This window comes from Halomonas sp. CSM-2 (genome assembly GCF_002119345.1).
Taxonomy (GTDB): domain Bacteria; phylum Pseudomonadota; class Gammaproteobacteria; order Pseudomonadales; family Halomonadaceae; genus Vreelandella; species Vreelandella janggokensis.
Genome location: NZ_NBYR01000007.1, coordinates 187,275 through 202,746, shown reverse-complemented (window position 1 = coordinate 202,746; position 15,472 = coordinate 187,275). Strand labels below are relative to the sequence as shown.

Below are 15,472 nucleotides of genomic sequence, written 5' to 3'. Positions count from 1 at the left end.
AAAACGGGCCGTCAGCACCGATCAGCACGGTGGGTTTTGGCAATAACGGGCTTGCGAAAGCCAACTTGCACGGGGCGAATGATCAAAAAGTGCTCGCTGGCGGTGATAGGGAAAGTGTCGGCGCCGGCTTCACGGATTCAGGAATTAATGCAATAAGAATCTTTAATGGCTTTTCTTTAGTGTTATTAAAAATAGAAGGGTCTGCTATATATAATTTCTTCACAAATGACTTAGTGTTACTTTTCCGCCACACAGACTCTTCTTGACTAATGAACTTATGGCTAGGGAAATACCCTTTAGCCTCATACTCTTCAATTTTTTCGTCCACAAACTCACGAAGAAACTCTTCATAGATCTCGCCGCTAATGCTGTTTATTATCTTCTTGAGGCCTCTAAATTCAGGAGATCTCTCATTAACTTGTGCATGACCGGAAAAGTTTAACGATGAATTGTGCTTATCGAAATCATCAAACCAGTCGGATCGGGCGTAGGTGCTCAGATAAAAAAGAGGTTTTTTATTAAAACTACTCAAAGTCCTATGAAGAATCCGCCCTTCATTACTCACTACATAGTTGTACGATTTCTCATCTCCCGGCTTATTTATCCAGCGGATGAAATCGACCTTAAAAGTTACATCATCAACAGATACTTCCTTTTCTATAATCCTGCATTCGGGAATTTCAACTTTCACTCCATTAACCGTTAGTTCTCGATCAGGATCTAGGGCTAATCGCCACCCAAAATAGGTCTCAAGACGTCTTCTGACCTCCTCATCGCCTGGAAGGTTCTCTTTGAAATGTTTGAGAACTACACATGTTCCTGAGTCCATAGAACTTAATAGTGCATGTTGATTACTGCTATCTATCTCCTCCGCAGTGAAATTTCGAAGGTTTTGACTGTCCACTTTTATTATAGCGTTCGCTTTTTTACACTTTGTGAACCATGAGGCGCTAGAGCATAGCAAATGAAAAGCAAGCCTTCCTTTACCATGTGCACCTTGTGCGTCATCATCTCCATGCTTGGATGACTCGTTGAATTTAGAGAAATGCAAGTCACAATGATTAATATCAACCCCTGATCCATTATCTAGAACAGTTACGGATTCAAGACCGTGCAAATCGTTGTGATCAACAATGACATCAACACGTTTTGCTCCAGCATCAAAACCGTTGGCTATAAGTTCGTTAATCGCCTGAAACGAATCTTTTTTCCACTTAGTAAAATGCTTCCTTATGCCTTCATGAGTAATATCTGCCGTACCGCTTATTTTCATGCTGCCCATATTAGAACTCTCTTGCTATACGTTGCTCGTTTCGCTTAAGCAGATCAATCGAATCATGATAGAAATAGCCTACAACCTCAATGTATGTAGGACGAGTTGTCTGCACACTACTCCCAAAAATTTAACGCTTGCAGTTGCGGCGGGTGCGGAGCGCAGCGTAGTACACGTCCGCCAGCCTTCACTTGTTAGAGATCGCCCGCTCCTGAGAACCGGTTTCGCGCAAATTTCAAAAATTCTTGGTGCGCCTCAACAAAATCTGAAGCTTTCTGGTTGATCTCTTCAGCCTCCTTTTTTACCCACTCGGGGGTTGGTTCGTTTTGTGAGCCCGGAGGTTTGACTGTTGAGAACTCACCATGGTTGGTTGTGTATTGTGACAACACCAATCCCAAAGCCATCGCCTTTTGCCGAAATTTGCCATGCTGTTCCTCGACAGCTGAATCAATAAACTCATGCTCAACGGTAGTCCAAGTTTCGAGGTACTCGAAAAGCCTTTTCACTGGTTCGTTTCGAAAAGAACCGAGGAAGTCGTGTTCTCTAAAAAATGTTACATCTGCAGGTTCCAAGAGCTTCCGAAACATAGCCAAAAGACGCACGTCATCCTCACCAGGTTTAGTTTCTACCAATACTTTATCGTCAGATTGCGGCTGATGATGATCTTTCGCCTCAAGCCCCAGGTAGGTAACGAAAACCAAAATTAACCCTAACAATGGCTCCCATTCAAAGGCCCAAGTGTCGAAATCTGGCCACAAAAACCAAGCAAGAAAGCCCAGTAAAACCAAAATATTTAGATACTTTATGAACAAAATTCGCATGATTATTCTTGGTCTCTAACGCCCGCCATAAACGGCGCGAGGAACGAGCGTCCGGCGACCGTAGGGAGCGAATTTAATGGCTTGGTCAGGCACTCTCGTACTCCAGCGCTGAAATAACGCGAGCAACAGACTCTTTGAACGATGAAGAAACTGTATGAGATATTACCTCTTCATCGGTATGCGCCACTTTATTCCTAAGGGATGACAGCGATAGCACAACGCTCTCGGTTTCCTTAGATATTTTCCCCTCATTAGCAAGCATGCGAACTAAATATCCTGTGCTGCGCTTATTATCACTCCCACTTGATAGCTCGCGTAATTTTAGTTCCAAGTGACGCCAAGACTCCATTATCTCAGTCGAAGGCTCTGGCCGAGCAAGGCTAAATCTTATCCCGGAATCCTCAACCTCTGATGGTTCAGGCTTCGAGGGCTCCGGCAGATCCCGCTCGGCGTCAGCAAGAATTTCCCTTGCTTCCTTTTCAAACTCTAGCTCAAGATCTTTGTATTTAAGCTTTTTAAGTGTCGACACCAGCTCCGACAACGGAGAGCGAAGCAGCATCACTACAATGATTATCGTAGCGGGCCACGCAAGAATTTCGACTATCTGTATGAAGGAACTCATGCCGATTTTTGCCTAACCGTGAATCTACGCCTCGCTGCACAACCTAAATGAATGCGACGGCGCATTGATTCAGATTTTGCACCCACTTCATTTGACTCTACCCCATTGATTCCTTGGAGAGCAAAGCTAAATTTGGCAGCATAGACAATACTTGCATGCTGACGCGTTTTGCTACGTTTCTACTTACACCAGCGCCACGCGCTCCAACTGCTCGCCCAACCACTGCTGCCTTAGCCCGCGCTGCTGGTCGAGTAGCAGCGTTAGATAGGGCTGTAGCGGGTGTGCGGCGGGTAATTGGTCGCGGTGGCTTAGCAGGCGTGGGCGGTGTTCGAGTTGTTTGGCGGGGTCGTGGAGGGTGGTGGCTTGTTCGGTGAGCCATGCTAGCGGCGGGAGTAATAGGCGCGAGGCGCCGCTGGAAAGCGCGATGCTGAGGCCTTTGACATCGAAGTCGCCTGCGTAGAGGTGTGGCTTTTGGGTCGCGTTCCAGGCGCTGGCGAGTTGTTTGAAGCCGCCGCCGTAGTGGCTGTCGCCGCGGTAGACGACCAGTGGGTTTGCGTAGTCGATTAACGCGGGGATTTGCGGTGAAAAGGCATAAAAGCTGTCCAGGTTTTCGACCTGGATGAGTACGTCGCACTGCTCAAGGGTTATATCTCGCCAGTCGACGTCGTGCATCGAGCGCGGCTGGGCCGATAACCAGGCGGGTGTGCTCACGGGCGTATTGACCAGCACCCGCTGGGAGCGCGGGCCTTCGCGGTTGGTTTTATCTTCATCAATGCCTTGTTCAGCTTGCTCAAAACTGGTCAAGCCGCTTTGCCATTGGCCAATGGTGGCCAGTCGTTGGCTTTTGAGCGCTTCGTTCACCTGTTGGATAAGGGCGCGATCAAAGCGCAGCGATTGATGACTTAGCCGAGGGCCAAGCTCAATTTCCTGCGCATCGCACCAGTGGATGAAGGTTGCTACCCACTGCTGGCTGCGCTTCTTGTCGACCCGCGTCTGCTTGCGCAGTTGGCGGTCCACGTCGCCTAGCCTGCTGTAGACCTTGGCCGTGAGCGTCTGGTCATCCATCGTTACACCGCCAGGCCTAACGAAACGTCACGAATCAATTTCACATCGTTGTAGGCGCTCGCCCGTTCTTCCTGCTGATGTAGGTGAAACGCGCGCTGTTCGCTATGCGGTAGGCCCTGGTGTTCGGCGATGACCTGGAACAGCCAGATTTCCGGGGGCCATTGCAGCTCGCTTTGGTTGAGGTAGTCCAGGGCGCTGATGGGCGTTTGCTCGGCGCGGTCCACCACGTTGAGGTAGAAGGTTTCGACGTCATCCTTGAGGGCCTGCTGGCGGGCGGCGATGAGCGTGTCTTCGACGTGTTCCGCCGGGCGTGCCGCGGTGACCGACTGGGCGGCACGTAACGGCGTGGGCACGTTTTCCAGCAGCGCGCTGAGGGTGGGCATGTCCTGGGCGCGGTCCAGCGCCACGGCCCCGGCGGCGGTGAGGGGGGCTGCGTGGTTGAACAGCGCGGGCACCTCGCTGCGGCGGGCGTAGTTGCCGGGAGTAAAACCGGGATGCTCGCGCAGGAAGGCGGCCATGCCAGAGACCAGGCGGCTGCGTGCCTGCATGCGCCGAAAACGCGCCATCAACTCGATCAGGCGGTGCTGCACTTCCCGCAGGCTGGTGTAGTGCTGGCTGAGCTGCTGTTGCAGCTGGCTGATCAACACCTTGCGCAACGTGCCGTCGCTGCCCACCAGTTCGATCAACTCGTCAAAGTCGATCAGCGCCAGCCCATCGAGCAGGCGGACCACCTGCTTTTGCGCGCGGTCGTTTTCGCGCACCTTGTCGTTGAGCTGGCTGACAAAGCCAAAATCGCTGTTGAGCCGCTGCCACAGGCTGTCGATGGCGTCGGCAAAGCGGCCGTTCATGTCATCCACCGCCTGGCGCAGGCGCAACAGTTGCTGCTCCTGCTGCCAGTAGTCACCGCGGCTGCTGGAGTCTCGATAGCTCTGGATCAGGCTGCGGATCAGTTCCAGCGCCTCGGCCACGTCGGCGTTGACGTGGCGCCGGGCTTCATCGGACACCATTTCGGCGATCAGCTCGCGTACCTTGGGGGTCAACTTCAAGCCGCCCTGCTCGTCGGGCCGCCAGACAATCCGCGCACTCAGCAGCTTGCGCAGCGCGGTATGGCTCAGCCCTTCCAGCGGGACTTGATCGTTGGCGTAGCCCTGCATCAGCGCCTCGGCGTGGCGGCCCAGCAGGGCCAGGCGCTCCACCCCGGTGGCGATCAGGCGGCTTTCCAGTCCTGGCGTTTCCGCGTCGATCACAGCAGCGCCTCCTGGGTATCCTCGCCCTCGTCGTCCACCGGCAGGTGCTCTTCATCGCGAATAAAGCGCACCAGTTCGAGCAGGTAATCGACCTTGCCGGTGACCAGGAATACCTGGCGGTCCGAGTGGGGCTGCAGCAGATAGCCGTGCTCTCTCAACCGCTTGAACACCTGCTTGACCTGGGCATCCAACTGGTCGCTTTGGGAGCCAAAGAAGCTGTCGGTGGCCAGGCGTTCAATGCGTTCGCGCAGGCTGGGGTTATCTTCGCTTTTGGCCTGCAGCTCGCCGGGTTTGAGCACATCGCCGGGGGACAGCACGCTGTCGCGGCCCAGGGCTTCCTGCACTAGCTGTAGCCATTCCAGCAGCGGCAGCAGGCTGTTGACGGTGTCGCCCAACTGGCGGGCGAGCTGGTCCCGCGCGCTGTCATCCAACTGACGCCAGGCGAGGAAATAGACGCCTTCCTCCTGACTGCTGGCCACGCGGCGGTTGAGCGGGCGCAGGTAGCTGTCGATGGCTTCCCGCGTGGCGTCATCCTGCAGGCGCTTGAAGGCGCTTTCGTCGCTCACCGCGCAGATAAACTCGCCCGCCAGCAGCCGTTCCAGCAGCGGGCCATGGGGTAGAAGACTCATATCGCTCATAGCGGCACCTCCTCATGGCGGGCTTTGAGCCGCTCGGCCAGGCGGCTTTGGCGGGGCTCGATGCGTTTTAGCCGTCGTTTGGCGGGGTCATCGGCGTCACGGTCGATCAGGTAGCGGTTATGGAACAGCAGCAGCACGTCGGATTCCGGGTTGGGGAAGGCGCCGACAATATGAATCTGGTTGCTGTCGCAGGCGTCAAACAGCTTTTCGACGTTGTGGTAGGCAAGCGTGCCGATCTCGTCGATGGGCCAGTGGATGGCGATCGCCGCCCGGCCGCGCAGCAGGCGGGTAAAGGCGAGCAGGAACTTGCACAGGATCAGATACGCCATGCCGTGGCTGGACGATTCCAGCAGTTGGCGGTCATTCTTGATGATCAGGTCGGTGCCGCCTTCGTTGAGGTGCAGCTCCAGGCGCAGCAGGCTTTCGAAGCTGTATTGCTGGTCGCTGCGCAGCAAATCGACCACGTCCGCCAGGGCGTTGAGGTAGTCGTCGCTGGGCAGGGTCTGCTCGGAGTCACGCCACGCCTTGTAGCGCTGGGCGAACAGCTTGAGTGGCTCCCAAAAGCCGAGTTCGTCGATGGTCGACTGGATACGCACCTCGGCCTTGCTGATGCCATCCAGGCGCAGGTCGTCGGCCACTTCATCCGAGAGGCGCTTGCTCTGGGCGCTGATGCGGCGGTTGAGGTCGCGGAACACGGTGAAGAACTTGTCCAGGTCGTCGCTGAGGTTGCGCCCCTGCTGAATCAGCTGTTGCTGCTGGTCTTCCAGCAACTTGAGCATGCCTCCGAGCAGCGGCAGCAGCGCCCGCGGGTCGTCGGGATCGGCCAGCTGGGCGCGCTCGCTTTCCAGCGCATCGACAAAGCTGGTGCTCGCCCCTTTTATCAGCTGGCTCTCCGCTTCCTGGCAGCCCTTGCGCAGCGTGTCGCGCTCCTGGGCGCGGCGCGAAAGTGCCTGGCGGGTGCGCGCCAGCCGCTCGGCGACATCGCCGGGGGCCTCCTGCTGGGGCGTGGCATCCGAGGTAAGGGTGAGTTCATCGAGTTGCTTGAGCAGCGGCTTGAGGTCGTTGAGCACCTCGTGGCTTTCGCGGCGTTTGGTTTCAAACGCGGCGACGTGCTGCTGGTGGGTCGCCTTGGTGGCTTTGAACGCCTGCTGGTGTTCCTCGCGCTTACGCTGTGCGGCGTCTATCTCACGGCTTAAACGCCCTTCCTGCTCGACCAGTTCGGGTTTCCGCTGCCCCCAGCTCACCCGCATAAAGCGCTTGTAGGCGTCCAGCTCGTCCTGACGGGCGGCGGTGTGGCGGATGTGTTCGTCCAGTTGCTGCAGCCGGGTGCGGGTATCCCGCAGTTTTTCCGGGTCGACGCCCTGGGCTTTCAATTCCTGGTCGAACGCCTGCTCCAGTTCTTCGCACTGGCGCTTGTGCTCGGCCTTCTGCTCGGTGAGCTGGGTCTTGTACTGCTGAATCTGCCGGTCGATGGACTCCAGTTGGCTTTGCGCGTCCGCTTTTAGCTCCAGCAGTTCGGCCTGATGGGCGGCGTTGAGCTTGTCCAGCGCGGTTTGGCGTTCGTCGCGCAGGGCTTGCTGCTGCGCTTCCTGCTCCGCCAGGGCGGCTTCGTGGTCGGCCTTGCGCTGACGTTGCGCCTGGGCATGGCGCGCCTGGCACTGACGACGAGCCTCCTGGGCGTATTCGACTTCTTCATCGGCGCGCTTCACCGCCAACTGGGCCTGGCTTAGCGCTTCATCGGCGGCCTGGACGCGCTCGTTATGCCGTTTGAGTTGTTTTTCGCAGTTGGCAAGCTCGGCCTCGGCGCGCACCACGGCGTCGTCCGCCGCTTCAATGGCGGCCAGCAGGCTGGCTTCATCCTGGGCGTAGTCCGGCGGCTCAATCAGCTGGGTATCCAGCACCAGGCCGTAAAGGTCGTCGCTGGGCTGCTCCGTCAAGGTCGGCGACAGGTCCCGCCGTTCCAACAGCTCAGGGGCGATCACTTTGCCCAGCCGCTGCTCCCATTCGGGCAGGTGGTAGCGCAGGAAATGGCGCAGCGAGCCTTGCGCGGGGTCGCGCTGGCGGTGCAGCGACTGGCTGGTTTGCTGGGCACGGGTCAGCGTCCGGCGGGCATCCGCGTGGGCCTGTTCGGCGCTGTCGCGTTCGCGCTTCAGGCTATCCAGCTCGCGGCGCTGGCTTTCCCGCTGGCTGCTGGCGGCGTTATGGTCGCTTTGCGCCTGGTCGATCCGCGCCTGAACCAGGGAGGCTTCTTCGCTTTCCTCCGCCGTCGGGCCGCTGTGGCTAAGCGCGGCTTTCAGCGCTGCCAGCCGTTCAACCCCTTGGTTGAGGCGTTCCTGAAAGTCGGCTTCTGCCTCTTCACGCTGGGTCTGGTAGCGGGCGTCCAGATGGCGCTGGGCCTCCCAGTGGGCTTCCTGATGCGCGGCCTTTTCTTCGTTCAGGGCATCGACCAGCCCTTGTATCTCTTCGCTTTGGCGGGCCAGCGCTTCGCCCAGCTCGCGCAGCCGCTCTTCCTTGCGGGCCTGGCTTGCCTGCACGGCCTCTTGCAGGGCGGTCAGGTGGCTTTTCAGTTGCTCGAACTGCTCGCGTTTTTGGGGCAGCGCGTTGAGGTCGCGCTCAAGGGCGGGCATGTCTGCCGCCTCGTAGGCTTCGTACTGGTCCTGCAGGTCGCTCAGGTCACGCTGGGTTTGTTTTAGGCCGCTTTCGAGCTCGCTGAGCTGCTCATTCAGGTCATCACGGGCCGCCTCGTAGGCGTTTTTCTCGGCGTCGAAGGCCTCTTGCCGCGTGCCCATCTCGGCTTCGGCATCGGCCAGGGTGCGCTCGACGTGGTGGCGGTCGGCTTCCAGCTGCGGTTTCAACTGCCATAGTGCGGCCTCCACATCTGCCAACTCGCGGTCAACGTCGTGCAGCTTGGCAAGCGAACGCTGCAGCGGCTCCAGGCGCATGGATTGGCGCATCTGGGCAATCCACTCCCGCGCCTTGGCGCTGCGGATGCGCGTTACCGGCAGCTCGACGCCGTCCTCTTCGAAAATCGCCGCCAGCATGGTCTTGAGGGTATCCATCTTGCCCTCTTTGGCGTGCACCGCCGAGACCAGCTTTTCGATATGGCGAATGCGATGCTCGGACTTGACCAGGCTGAACTTGGCCGCCATCTGGCGCAGCTTGAGGGCGTCCTTGCGGTTGCCGTGCATGGCAAGTCCCGGCGTGGGCGTGAAGTCGTTCTGGATCACCGCGCGGTATTCGGAGGTCGCGGAGAGCTTGGGCGACACCTCGATCGATTCCCGGCGCAGGCCGCTGGCCCACTGGCTGTAGGGTATCGCTAGCGGGCCCTGGTCGGTTTCCACCAGATAGTCTTCGGGCCGGTAAGGCGCACCGACAAAGCGGTATTCCACTCCGCCGCTGGCGCTGCGGGTGAGCACCGCCTGGCAGACATCCCCCGCTTCGCGGCGATATTCGTACACCAGATAACTATTGCTGGAAGGCAGATAGAAGGCGTCAAACTTCATGCGGGTTTTGGGGACGACCTTGTTAGGTAGCTCGCCGTAAAACACCGGGACCAGCCGCTGGAGCGTGGTTTTACCCGAGGCGTTGGTGCCGCAAATATTGGTGTGGCCATCCACACTCAGTTCGACCACCCCTTCCAGGTGGCCGTGAATCATCACGATGCGTAGCAGGTGGGCCATGCCGTATCCTTGGACAGGTTTTCTTCGTTGCAGTGTTAGGCTACATTCTACGCTATCTCATTTGGAGACGTTATGCCCCGCTACCCCGAACACTTAACCGGCGAAGGCCCGCATAACCCTTTCCCCGGCATCAAGGTGCTGGAGCGCAAGCTTGGCCATGCGGTTCCCTACCAGTTGGGCTCCAACGAGGGCCTGGACATGCCTCACCACGCCCTGCGCGAGCACTTTGGCGATGCCCTGGCGGCCCACGTTTATAGCTACGGCGATGCGGAGGCGTTGGGTATACGCAAGCGCTTGAGCGCCCAGCAGGGCATGCCCCTTGAGACGCTGCTGGTGGATGCCGGCGCCGACAGCCTGATGGCGCTGGCCCTGCGTACCACCTGCGAACCCGGCGATAAGGTGGTGAGCACTGCGGGTACCTACCCCACCTTTGGCTATTTCGCCAGGGGGCAGGGCTGTCACCTGGTGGAGCCCAGTTATCTTGAGGCCCCGGGCGTGCTGGCCCCGGACCTTGACGCCCTGGCAATCGCAGCGCAAGACGCCGATGCAAGGGTGGTGTATCTGGCCAACCCGGACAACCCCAGCGGCCATTTGCATAGCGACAGCGATATTCTCAAGCTGCGTGAGGCCCTGCCCGACACCTGCTGGCTATTGCTGGACGAGGCCTATGGGGACTTCCGCGACGATGCGGGCAGCGAATTCACCACCCGAGCGATTCCGGGCGTGATCCGCCTGCGCACGCTGTCCAAGGCCCACGGCCTGGCGGGCCTGCGCATTGGCTACGCGATTGCCGAGCCCGACGTGCTGGCGATGATGATGAAAGTGCGCATTCACTACGCCGTCTCCACCTTCACCCAGGCCGCCGCCGAAGTGGTGCTCGACCACCCTGACGAGGTGAACCAGCACGTTGCCGACGTAAAAGCCCGCCGTGAGCAGTTGGCAGAACACTTCCGCGCGCTGGGGGCGGACGTTCTGCCCAGCGCCACCAACTTTATCGGTATTCGCCTGCCCAGCGCCGAGCTCGCCGCCGAGGTGCACCAGCAACTGCTCGCTGAGGGTGTGTTGGTCGCTCGCCTGGCCCACCCGGAGCTTGCCAACGTAATACGCATTACCGCCGTGCAGGCCGCGCTGGAGCCAGGAAGATTGGCGGCGCTAGAGAAGGCAATCAAGACTTAGGCTGGCGTCAGCCAGTGACAAAAATCAGCCAGCTCACCGCGCACCGCCTGGCGATATAAGCGCTGCAGTTGAGCGGTCACGCTGTCGGGGCTGATTGGCTCGTTGACAGGCGTAGCCGCCGCACGGACGCCAATGCTCCGCCCATCCAGTTCGCGCAGCGGGAGTATTTCAGCGGCGGTGCCGGTCAGGAAGGCTTCGTCGGCGGTGTACAGCTCGTCGCGGGTCATCCGCCGCTCGCGCACCTCGATACCCAATTCACGTTGCGCCAGCTGAATCACGCTATCCCGGGTGATGCCCTGCAGGCAGGAGGTCACTTCCGGGGTGTGCAGCACGCCATCGCGCAGCAAAAACACGTTCGCCGCCGAAGCCTCGGCCACGTAGCCTTCCGGATCAAGCATGATGGTTTCGTCAAACCCGGCTTTAAGCGCCGTATTCAGCGCCAGCATGGAGTTGACGTAGTGGCCGTTGGTTTTGGCGCGGCAAAGGCTGATATTGACGTGGTGGCGCGCCCAGGAAGAGGTCAGCGCGCGCAGCCCGTGGGTCGCAGCCTGGGGGGAAATGTAAGGGCCCAGATCCCAGGCGGCGATCATCACATGGGTAGTCAAGCCTTGGGCGCGCAGCCCCAGGCCTTCCGCCCCGAAGAATACCGTGGGCTTGAGGTAGGCGTTGCTCAGGCCGTTTTTGGCCAGACAATCGCGCTGGGCGTCGATCAGCGCCGCTTCGCTGAACGGCAGTGGCATATCCAGCGAATGGGCGCTTTCCACCAGGCGGCGGGTGTGCTCGGCGGCTCGGAACAGGTGTGTGCCGTCGGGGCCAGCGTAGGCGCGCACCCCTTCGAAACACCCCATGCCATAGTGCAGCGTGTGGGTGAAGACATGCACCTTGGCGTCGCGCCATTCACGCCATTCGCCGTCCTGCCAGATCCAGCCGTCGCGGTCGTAAAGCGGTGTCATCGGGTGGTTTGCTCCCACTGTTGGCACCAGTGGTCGATCAACGTCTGCTGGTGCGGTTGCAGGGCCTGGTAGCCCCAGGCGGCAATTTCATCGTTTTGCGGATCAGGCACGGCAATTTCGCTCCCTGCCAGGGTCTGGATGACGGCGTGGCCGCATAGCGGCGCGTAGCCTTCCGAGTAGCCGCCTTCATGAACAACTACCAGCTTGCCATCGCAGCAGCGCTCGGCCAGCGATTTAAGCTGGGAAGTCATGTCGGCGAACGCCTGGCTATTGAGCAACATTTTGCCTAATGGATCTTTGGCGCAGGCGTCATAACCGCAGGCCACCACGATGAGCTCGGGGTTGAAGGCCTCGAGCGCCGGCAACACCAGTTTTTCCATGGCATAGGCGTAGGCCCCCAGGCCACAACCCGGCGGCAGGGGCAGATTGAGGTTGGCGCCCCGACCGGCCCCCTCACCCTGTTCATCGAAATCACCGGTTTCCAGCGGGTAGTTGCCCGCCTGATGGAGCGAAAGGGTAAACACCTCTGGTTGGCCATAAAACGCTGCCTGCTGGCCGTTGCCGTGATGTACATCCCAGTCGAGTATTACCACGCGCTTGACCTGCCCCAGGGCGCGGGCACGCATCACCGCCACGGGAATATTGCCCAGCAGGCAGAACCCACGGCCCTGGTCGGCTTCCGCATGGTGACCCGGCGGACGGCAAAGGGCATAGGCGTTCTTCACCTCGCCAAGCGCCACGGCTTCCACAGCAGCGATGGCTAACCCGGCGGATTGCGTGGCTGCCGCCCAACTGCCCGGCATGTAGGGGGCGCAGTCGCCGCCATTACCGCCTCGTGATTTGTCTCCCGCCTGCAGTTCGTCCAGGTAGCGTGGGGTATGAAAGCGCAGCAGATCATCAAGCGTCGCGACAGGTGGTTTAACCACGCTCAGTTCATCGATCAGCCCGCTGACTTCGAGGATATTCTTCAGCCGCCGCTTGCTTTCCGGGCTTTCCGAGGCGGGCTGGGGCTGTAAAAACTCACCGGGTGCGGAAAACACCCCAATGGCGCCCTGGTCGTGCCAAAAGCAGCGTTCGTGCCAGTAAAAGCCGGTCGTGCTCATGCCGTAAAGCCCTGCATGAAGGCGCTCAGGTTGGCGCTTAGATACTCGGTGGGATAACCGCCCTCCTGGACCACAACGGTGGGCAACGCCAGTGCGGCCAGGCGTTTGCCAAGCTCTACAAAGGCGTCCGTTTCCACGGTGAGCCCTGCCAGCGGGTCATCTTTGTGGGCATCCAACCCCAGCGCTACCACAACGGCATCCGGCGCGTAGCGCTGGAGGTGATCAATTAACACCGCCAGGGCGTCGAGATAGACCACCTCATCGCTGCCTACCGGCAGGGGCAGATTGACATTTGCGCCGACGCCCTCATCGCTGCCCTCTTCATCAGCACCGCCCCAAAAGAACGGGTAGAAGTCGCTGGGGTCAGCGTGGAGCGAGCCGGTCCAGACATCACAGCGATCATAGAAAATATCCTGGGTACCGTTCCCGTGGTGCAGGTCCACGTCGATGATGGCCACCTTGGCAAAGCGTTCGCGCAGCACCGTGGCCGCCAGCGCCGAGTTGTTCAACAGGCAGAAGCCCCCGGCGCGTTCAGGCCCGGCATGGTGACCCGGCGGGCGGCACAGCGCGTAGGCCGCTGGTGCTCCATCAAGCACTTCTTCTGCAGCGGCTTCGGCGCTGGCGGCTGACGCCAGCGCGCCTTGAAAGCTGGTGGCACTTAGCGGGCAGGCCATATCATGCAGATGCCAGCCCGCCTGGCCGATCGGGTGGCGTGGGTAGTGGTGACCACCGCCGCAAGGATGAACGTTGGGGGCAACCACCTCCGCCGCATTGGGCAGGGTCTGCCAACGGGCATAAATGGTATCCAGAAATGTCAGGTAGCGCGGTGTATGGATTTGCTCCAGGCGCTTGCGCAGCGTCGGCGAATCCGCCTCTCTGGGGGCGGTCAGGGTCAGTCCTGCGTTGGTCAAGCCCTGGGTAAGCAACTCGGCGCGCAGTGGGCCTTCCGGTGAAGGCGCAGGCTGGCCGCGCAACAGAAACGTTGGCGGCGCGTGGTAGGCCTGATCAGGATGGTAGAAGCATTTCATGGTCAAATTCGCAATCCTTGGCAGCCCGTTAGAGTAAAGAAGGAATCCAGGTAGAAAGCGCTGGGAACGCCGCCAGCAGTACAATTACCACTAAAAACGACACGTAAAACGGCAGCGAGGCCACAATGGCCCGCTCATAGGGCACCTCGGCGATTCGCGCGGCGGTCATCAGCGTCATCCCCACGGGTGGTGTTACATTGGAGATATTGAGCACCACGATCATCAGGATGGCGAAGTGCAGCGGGTCGAAACCCAATTGGATCATCGCGGGCACCAGCACCGGGGCAATCACCACCAGCGCGGGCAGCACATCCATCACCGTACCAATCACGATGAGCAGCAGGCAGACCAGCATCAATTGCACAAAGGCCGCATCGCTGACGGTGGTGATCATGCTCGCCGCATCCCGGGCAATGCCCGAGCGGGTGACAAACCAGCCCAGCACGGCCGACGTTGCCAGCAGAAAAAACACCACCCCGGAGAAACGAACCGTGGTGACCAGGGAATCCCAGATCTTGCGCCAGGTGAGGTTACGGTAGAACACCACGCCGATCACGATGGCGTAGACCGCGGCAAAGCCCGAGGCTTCGGTAATCGTCGTCAGCCCTGAGAGAATCCCGCCCAGAATGATCAGCGGCACCACCATGGCGGGAAGCGCCAGCAGAAACGCCATGACCGCCATCTTGAACGGCGTCGGCGCTTGCTTGGGGTAGTTGCGCTTCCAGGCCAGGAAAAAGCTCACGCCCAGCAGCGCCAATGCCATGATCAGGCCGGGAATAATGCCTCCGGCAAACAGGTCAATCACTGAAATATCCCGCAACAGCGTGGCGTAGACGACCATCACCACGCTGGGCGGGATAATCGGCCCGATGATCGAAGAGCAGGCGGTGACCGCCGCGGCGTACTCGGCATCGTAGCCCTGCTTTTTCATCTCGGGGATCATGATCTTGCCGATCGCGACGGTGTCGGTCACCGCCGCGCCGGTCAGCCCGGCAAAAAACACCGAGACGGAGATATTCACGTGGGAGAGCGAGCCACGCACCCGGCCAAACAGCGCATTGTTGAACGCAATCAGCTTATGGGTCAGCCCGCCCTGGTTCATCAGCTCGGCGGTGAAAATAAAGTAGGGCACAGCGATCAGCAGAAAGCCCGACACACCGGAGAACATGCGGTCGGCAATGATGCCCAGCATGCGCTCGCCGCCGATGGCAAAGCCACCGGCCAGCCCTGACATGGCCATCACCACGGCCACCGGCGCGCCGATAAAGAGCAGCAGTACGAAGACGATAATCGCAGGCGTCATGAGCGGTGCTCCCCGTCGGCCGAGTCGATGAGCTCGCCGATCACGTCGTTATCATCGATAAAGTGCTCCAGCAGTGAAAAGCCATGCACCAGGTGGAGCAGCATGATGACGCCGCTGAGAGGCACCACGATGGCAGTCACCTTGCTGGGAATTTGAATTTGTGCGGACACCATGTAGACCTGGGTGGCGCTAGTGAAGTAATTCCAGCCGTACCAGGTGAGCATCACCGCAAACAGCGCAATCACCGCCAGGCACAGACCGGCCGCCACCTGCACCATGACGCGGGGCAAACTGCGCACCAGCAGGGTCATGGCCACGTGTTCGCCGTAGCGCAGTGAAATGGTCATTGATAAAAAGCCGATCCATGGCAAAAACAGTCGCGCCAGTGAGTACGTCCAGCTTAGCGTGCTGCCGGTCACCAGCTTGTAGATAAACGCGGTGAAGGAGATGCCCAGCATCGCCAGGATACAGCCCACACACACCACGATGGCCACCTGATTGACGCTATCGCTCAGGCGGCGCAACGGTTGTAATACGCCCATGACACCCCCTCATGCAACGCC

General features: G+C 59.4%; 13 protein-coding genes. 1 reads left to right on the top strand and 12 read right to left on the bottom strand.

Translation table 11 applies throughout. From position 1 onward, the window contains the following. Positions 1 to 82 precede the first annotated feature (82 nt). The 7 genes from B7L15_RS07965 to B7L15_RS07935 form a co-directional block, all read right to left on the bottom strand. The gene (locus tag B7L15_RS07965; protein ID WP_085918455.1) at positions 83 to 1,282 is read right to left on the bottom strand and encodes an ATP-binding protein; all 1,200 of its coding nucleotides are present in this window, start codon (positions 1,280 to 1,282) and stop codon (positions 83 to 85) included. A 185-nt stretch (positions 1,283 to 1,467) separates the two neighbouring features. Further along, a complete protein-coding gene (locus tag B7L15_RS07960) occupies positions 1,468 to 2,094 on the bottom strand; it encodes a hypothetical protein (RefSeq protein WP_085918454.1) in 627 nt (208 codons plus the stop codon). 85 nt (positions 2,095 to 2,179) lie between these two features. After that, complete coding sequence (locus B7L15_RS07955; protein ID WP_085918453.1) at positions 2,180 to 2,716, bottom strand: hypothetical protein; 537 nt, start codon at positions 2,714 to 2,716, stop codon at positions 2,180 to 2,182. 183 nt (positions 2,717 to 2,899) lie between these two features. Further along, positions 2,900 to 3,781: a DUF7281 domain-containing protein gene (locus tag B7L15_RS07950; protein ID WP_085918452.1), complete on the bottom strand. Its 882-nt coding sequence runs from the start codon at positions 3,779 to 3,781 to the stop codon at positions 2,900 to 2,902. 2 nt (positions 3,782 to 3,783) lie between these two features. Next, positions 3,784 to 5,028 carry a hypothetical protein gene (locus B7L15_RS07945; protein WP_085918451.1) on the bottom strand — a complete coding sequence of 415 codons (1,245 nt, stop codon included), beginning with the start codon at positions 5,026 to 5,028 and terminating at the stop codon, positions 3,784 to 3,786. Next, a complete protein-coding gene (locus tag B7L15_RS07940) occupies positions 5,025 to 5,666 on the bottom strand; it encodes a condensin complex protein MksE (RefSeq protein ID WP_254902883.1) in 642 nt (213 codons plus the stop codon). Before B7L15_RS07940 ends, B7L15_RS07945 begins: the two co-directional genes overlap by 4 nt. Beyond that, a complete protein-coding gene (locus tag B7L15_RS07935) occupies positions 5,663 to 9,346 on the bottom strand; it encodes an ATP-binding protein (protein WP_085918450.1) in 3,684 nt (1,227 codons plus the stop codon). Before B7L15_RS07935 ends, B7L15_RS07940 begins: the two co-directional genes overlap by 4 nt. Before the next feature lie 72 nt (positions 9,347 to 9,418). On the opposite strand from B7L15_RS07935, the gene B7L15_RS07930 reads away from it, so the two are divergent. Then, positions 9,419 to 10,522 (top strand): pyridoxal phosphate-dependent aminotransferase, encoded by a 1,104-nt coding sequence (locus tag B7L15_RS07930; protein ID WP_085918449.1) that lies wholly within the window; start codon positions 9,419 to 9,421, stop codon positions 10,520 to 10,522. On the opposite strand, the gene B7L15_RS07925 is transcribed toward B7L15_RS07930, so the two are convergent. Genes B7L15_RS07925 through B7L15_RS07905 form a run of 5 tightly spaced genes read right to left on the bottom strand, consistent with a single transcriptional unit; the run spans position 10,519 to position 15,451 of the window. Beyond that, positions 10,519 to 11,475, bottom strand: a complete 957-nt coding sequence (locus tag B7L15_RS07925) for a branched-chain amino acid transaminase (RefSeq protein ID WP_085918448.1) — start codon at positions 11,473 to 11,475, stop codon at positions 10,519 to 10,521. The genes B7L15_RS07930 and B7L15_RS07925 overlap by 4 nt on opposite strands. Then, positions 11,472 to 12,578 carry a class II histone deacetylase gene (locus B7L15_RS07920; RefSeq protein WP_085918447.1) on the bottom strand — a complete coding sequence of 369 codons (1,107 nt, stop codon included), beginning with the start codon at positions 12,576 to 12,578 and terminating at the stop codon, positions 11,472 to 11,474. The genes B7L15_RS07925 and B7L15_RS07920 overlap by 4 nt, the downstream gene beginning before the upstream one ends. Next, entirely contained in the window at positions 12,575 to 13,606 is a 1,032-nt protein-coding gene (locus B7L15_RS07915; RefSeq protein ID WP_085918446.1) for a histone deacetylase family protein, read from the bottom strand. The genes B7L15_RS07920 and B7L15_RS07915 overlap by 4 nt, the downstream gene beginning before the upstream one ends. A gap of 28 nt (positions 13,607 to 13,634) precedes the next feature. Next, entirely contained in the window at positions 13,635 to 14,909 is a 1,275-nt protein-coding gene (locus B7L15_RS07910; RefSeq protein ID WP_085918445.1) for a TRAP transporter large permease, read from the bottom strand. Next, entirely contained in the window at positions 14,906 to 15,451 is a 546-nt protein-coding gene (locus tag B7L15_RS07905; protein ID WP_085918444.1) for a TRAP transporter small permease, read from the bottom strand. Before B7L15_RS07905 ends, B7L15_RS07910 begins: the two co-directional genes overlap by 4 nt. Between the last annotated feature and the right edge of the window lie 21 nt (positions 15,452 to 15,472).

What these genes read in the sequence shown, in the direction of transcription:
- B7L15_RS07915 (WP_085918446.1), bottom strand. Translation starts at nt 13,606, where the DNA reads ATGAAATGCTTCTACCATCCTGATCAGGCCTACCACGCGCCGCCAACG.
- B7L15_RS07965 (WP_085918455.1), bottom strand. Translation starts at nt 1,282, where the DNA reads ATGGGCAGCATGAAAATAAGCGGTACGGCAGATATTACTCATGAAGGC.
- B7L15_RS07925 (WP_085918448.1), bottom strand. Translation starts at nt 11,475, where the DNA reads ATGACACCGCTTTACGACCGCGACGGCTGGATCTGGCAGGACGGCGAA.
- B7L15_RS07955 (WP_085918453.1), bottom strand. Translation starts at nt 2,716, where the DNA reads ATGAGTTCCTTCATACAGATAGTCGAAATTCTTGCGTGGCCCGCTACG.
- B7L15_RS07940 (WP_254902883.1), bottom strand. Translation starts at nt 5,666, where the DNA reads ATGAGCGATATGAGTCTTCTACCCCATGGCCCGCTGCTGGAACGGCTG.
- B7L15_RS07950 (WP_085918452.1), bottom strand. Translation starts at nt 3,781, where the DNA reads ATGGATGACCAGACGCTCACGGCCAAGGTCTACAGCAGGCTAGGCGAC.
- B7L15_RS07905 (WP_085918444.1), bottom strand. Translation starts at nt 15,451, where the DNA reads ATGGGCGTATTACAACCGTTGCGCCGCCTGAGCGATAGCGTCAATCAG.
- B7L15_RS07910 (WP_085918445.1), bottom strand. Translation starts at nt 14,909, where the DNA reads ATGACGCCTGCGATTATCGTCTTCGTACTGCTGCTCTTTATCGGCGCG.
- B7L15_RS07935 (WP_085918450.1), bottom strand. Translation starts at nt 9,346, where the DNA reads ATGGCCCACCTGCTACGCATCGTGATGATTCACGGCCACCTGGAAGGG.
- B7L15_RS07930 (WP_085918449.1), top strand. Translation starts at nt 9,419, where the DNA reads ATGCCCCGCTACCCCGAACACTTAACCGGCGAAGGCCCGCATAACCCT.
- B7L15_RS07960 (WP_085918454.1), bottom strand. Translation starts at nt 2,094, where the DNA reads ATGCGAATTTTGTTCATAAAGTATCTAAATATTTTGGTTTTACTGGGC.
- B7L15_RS07920 (WP_085918447.1), bottom strand. Translation starts at nt 12,578, where the DNA reads ATGAGCACGACCGGCTTTTACTGGCACGAACGCTGCTTTTGGCACGAC.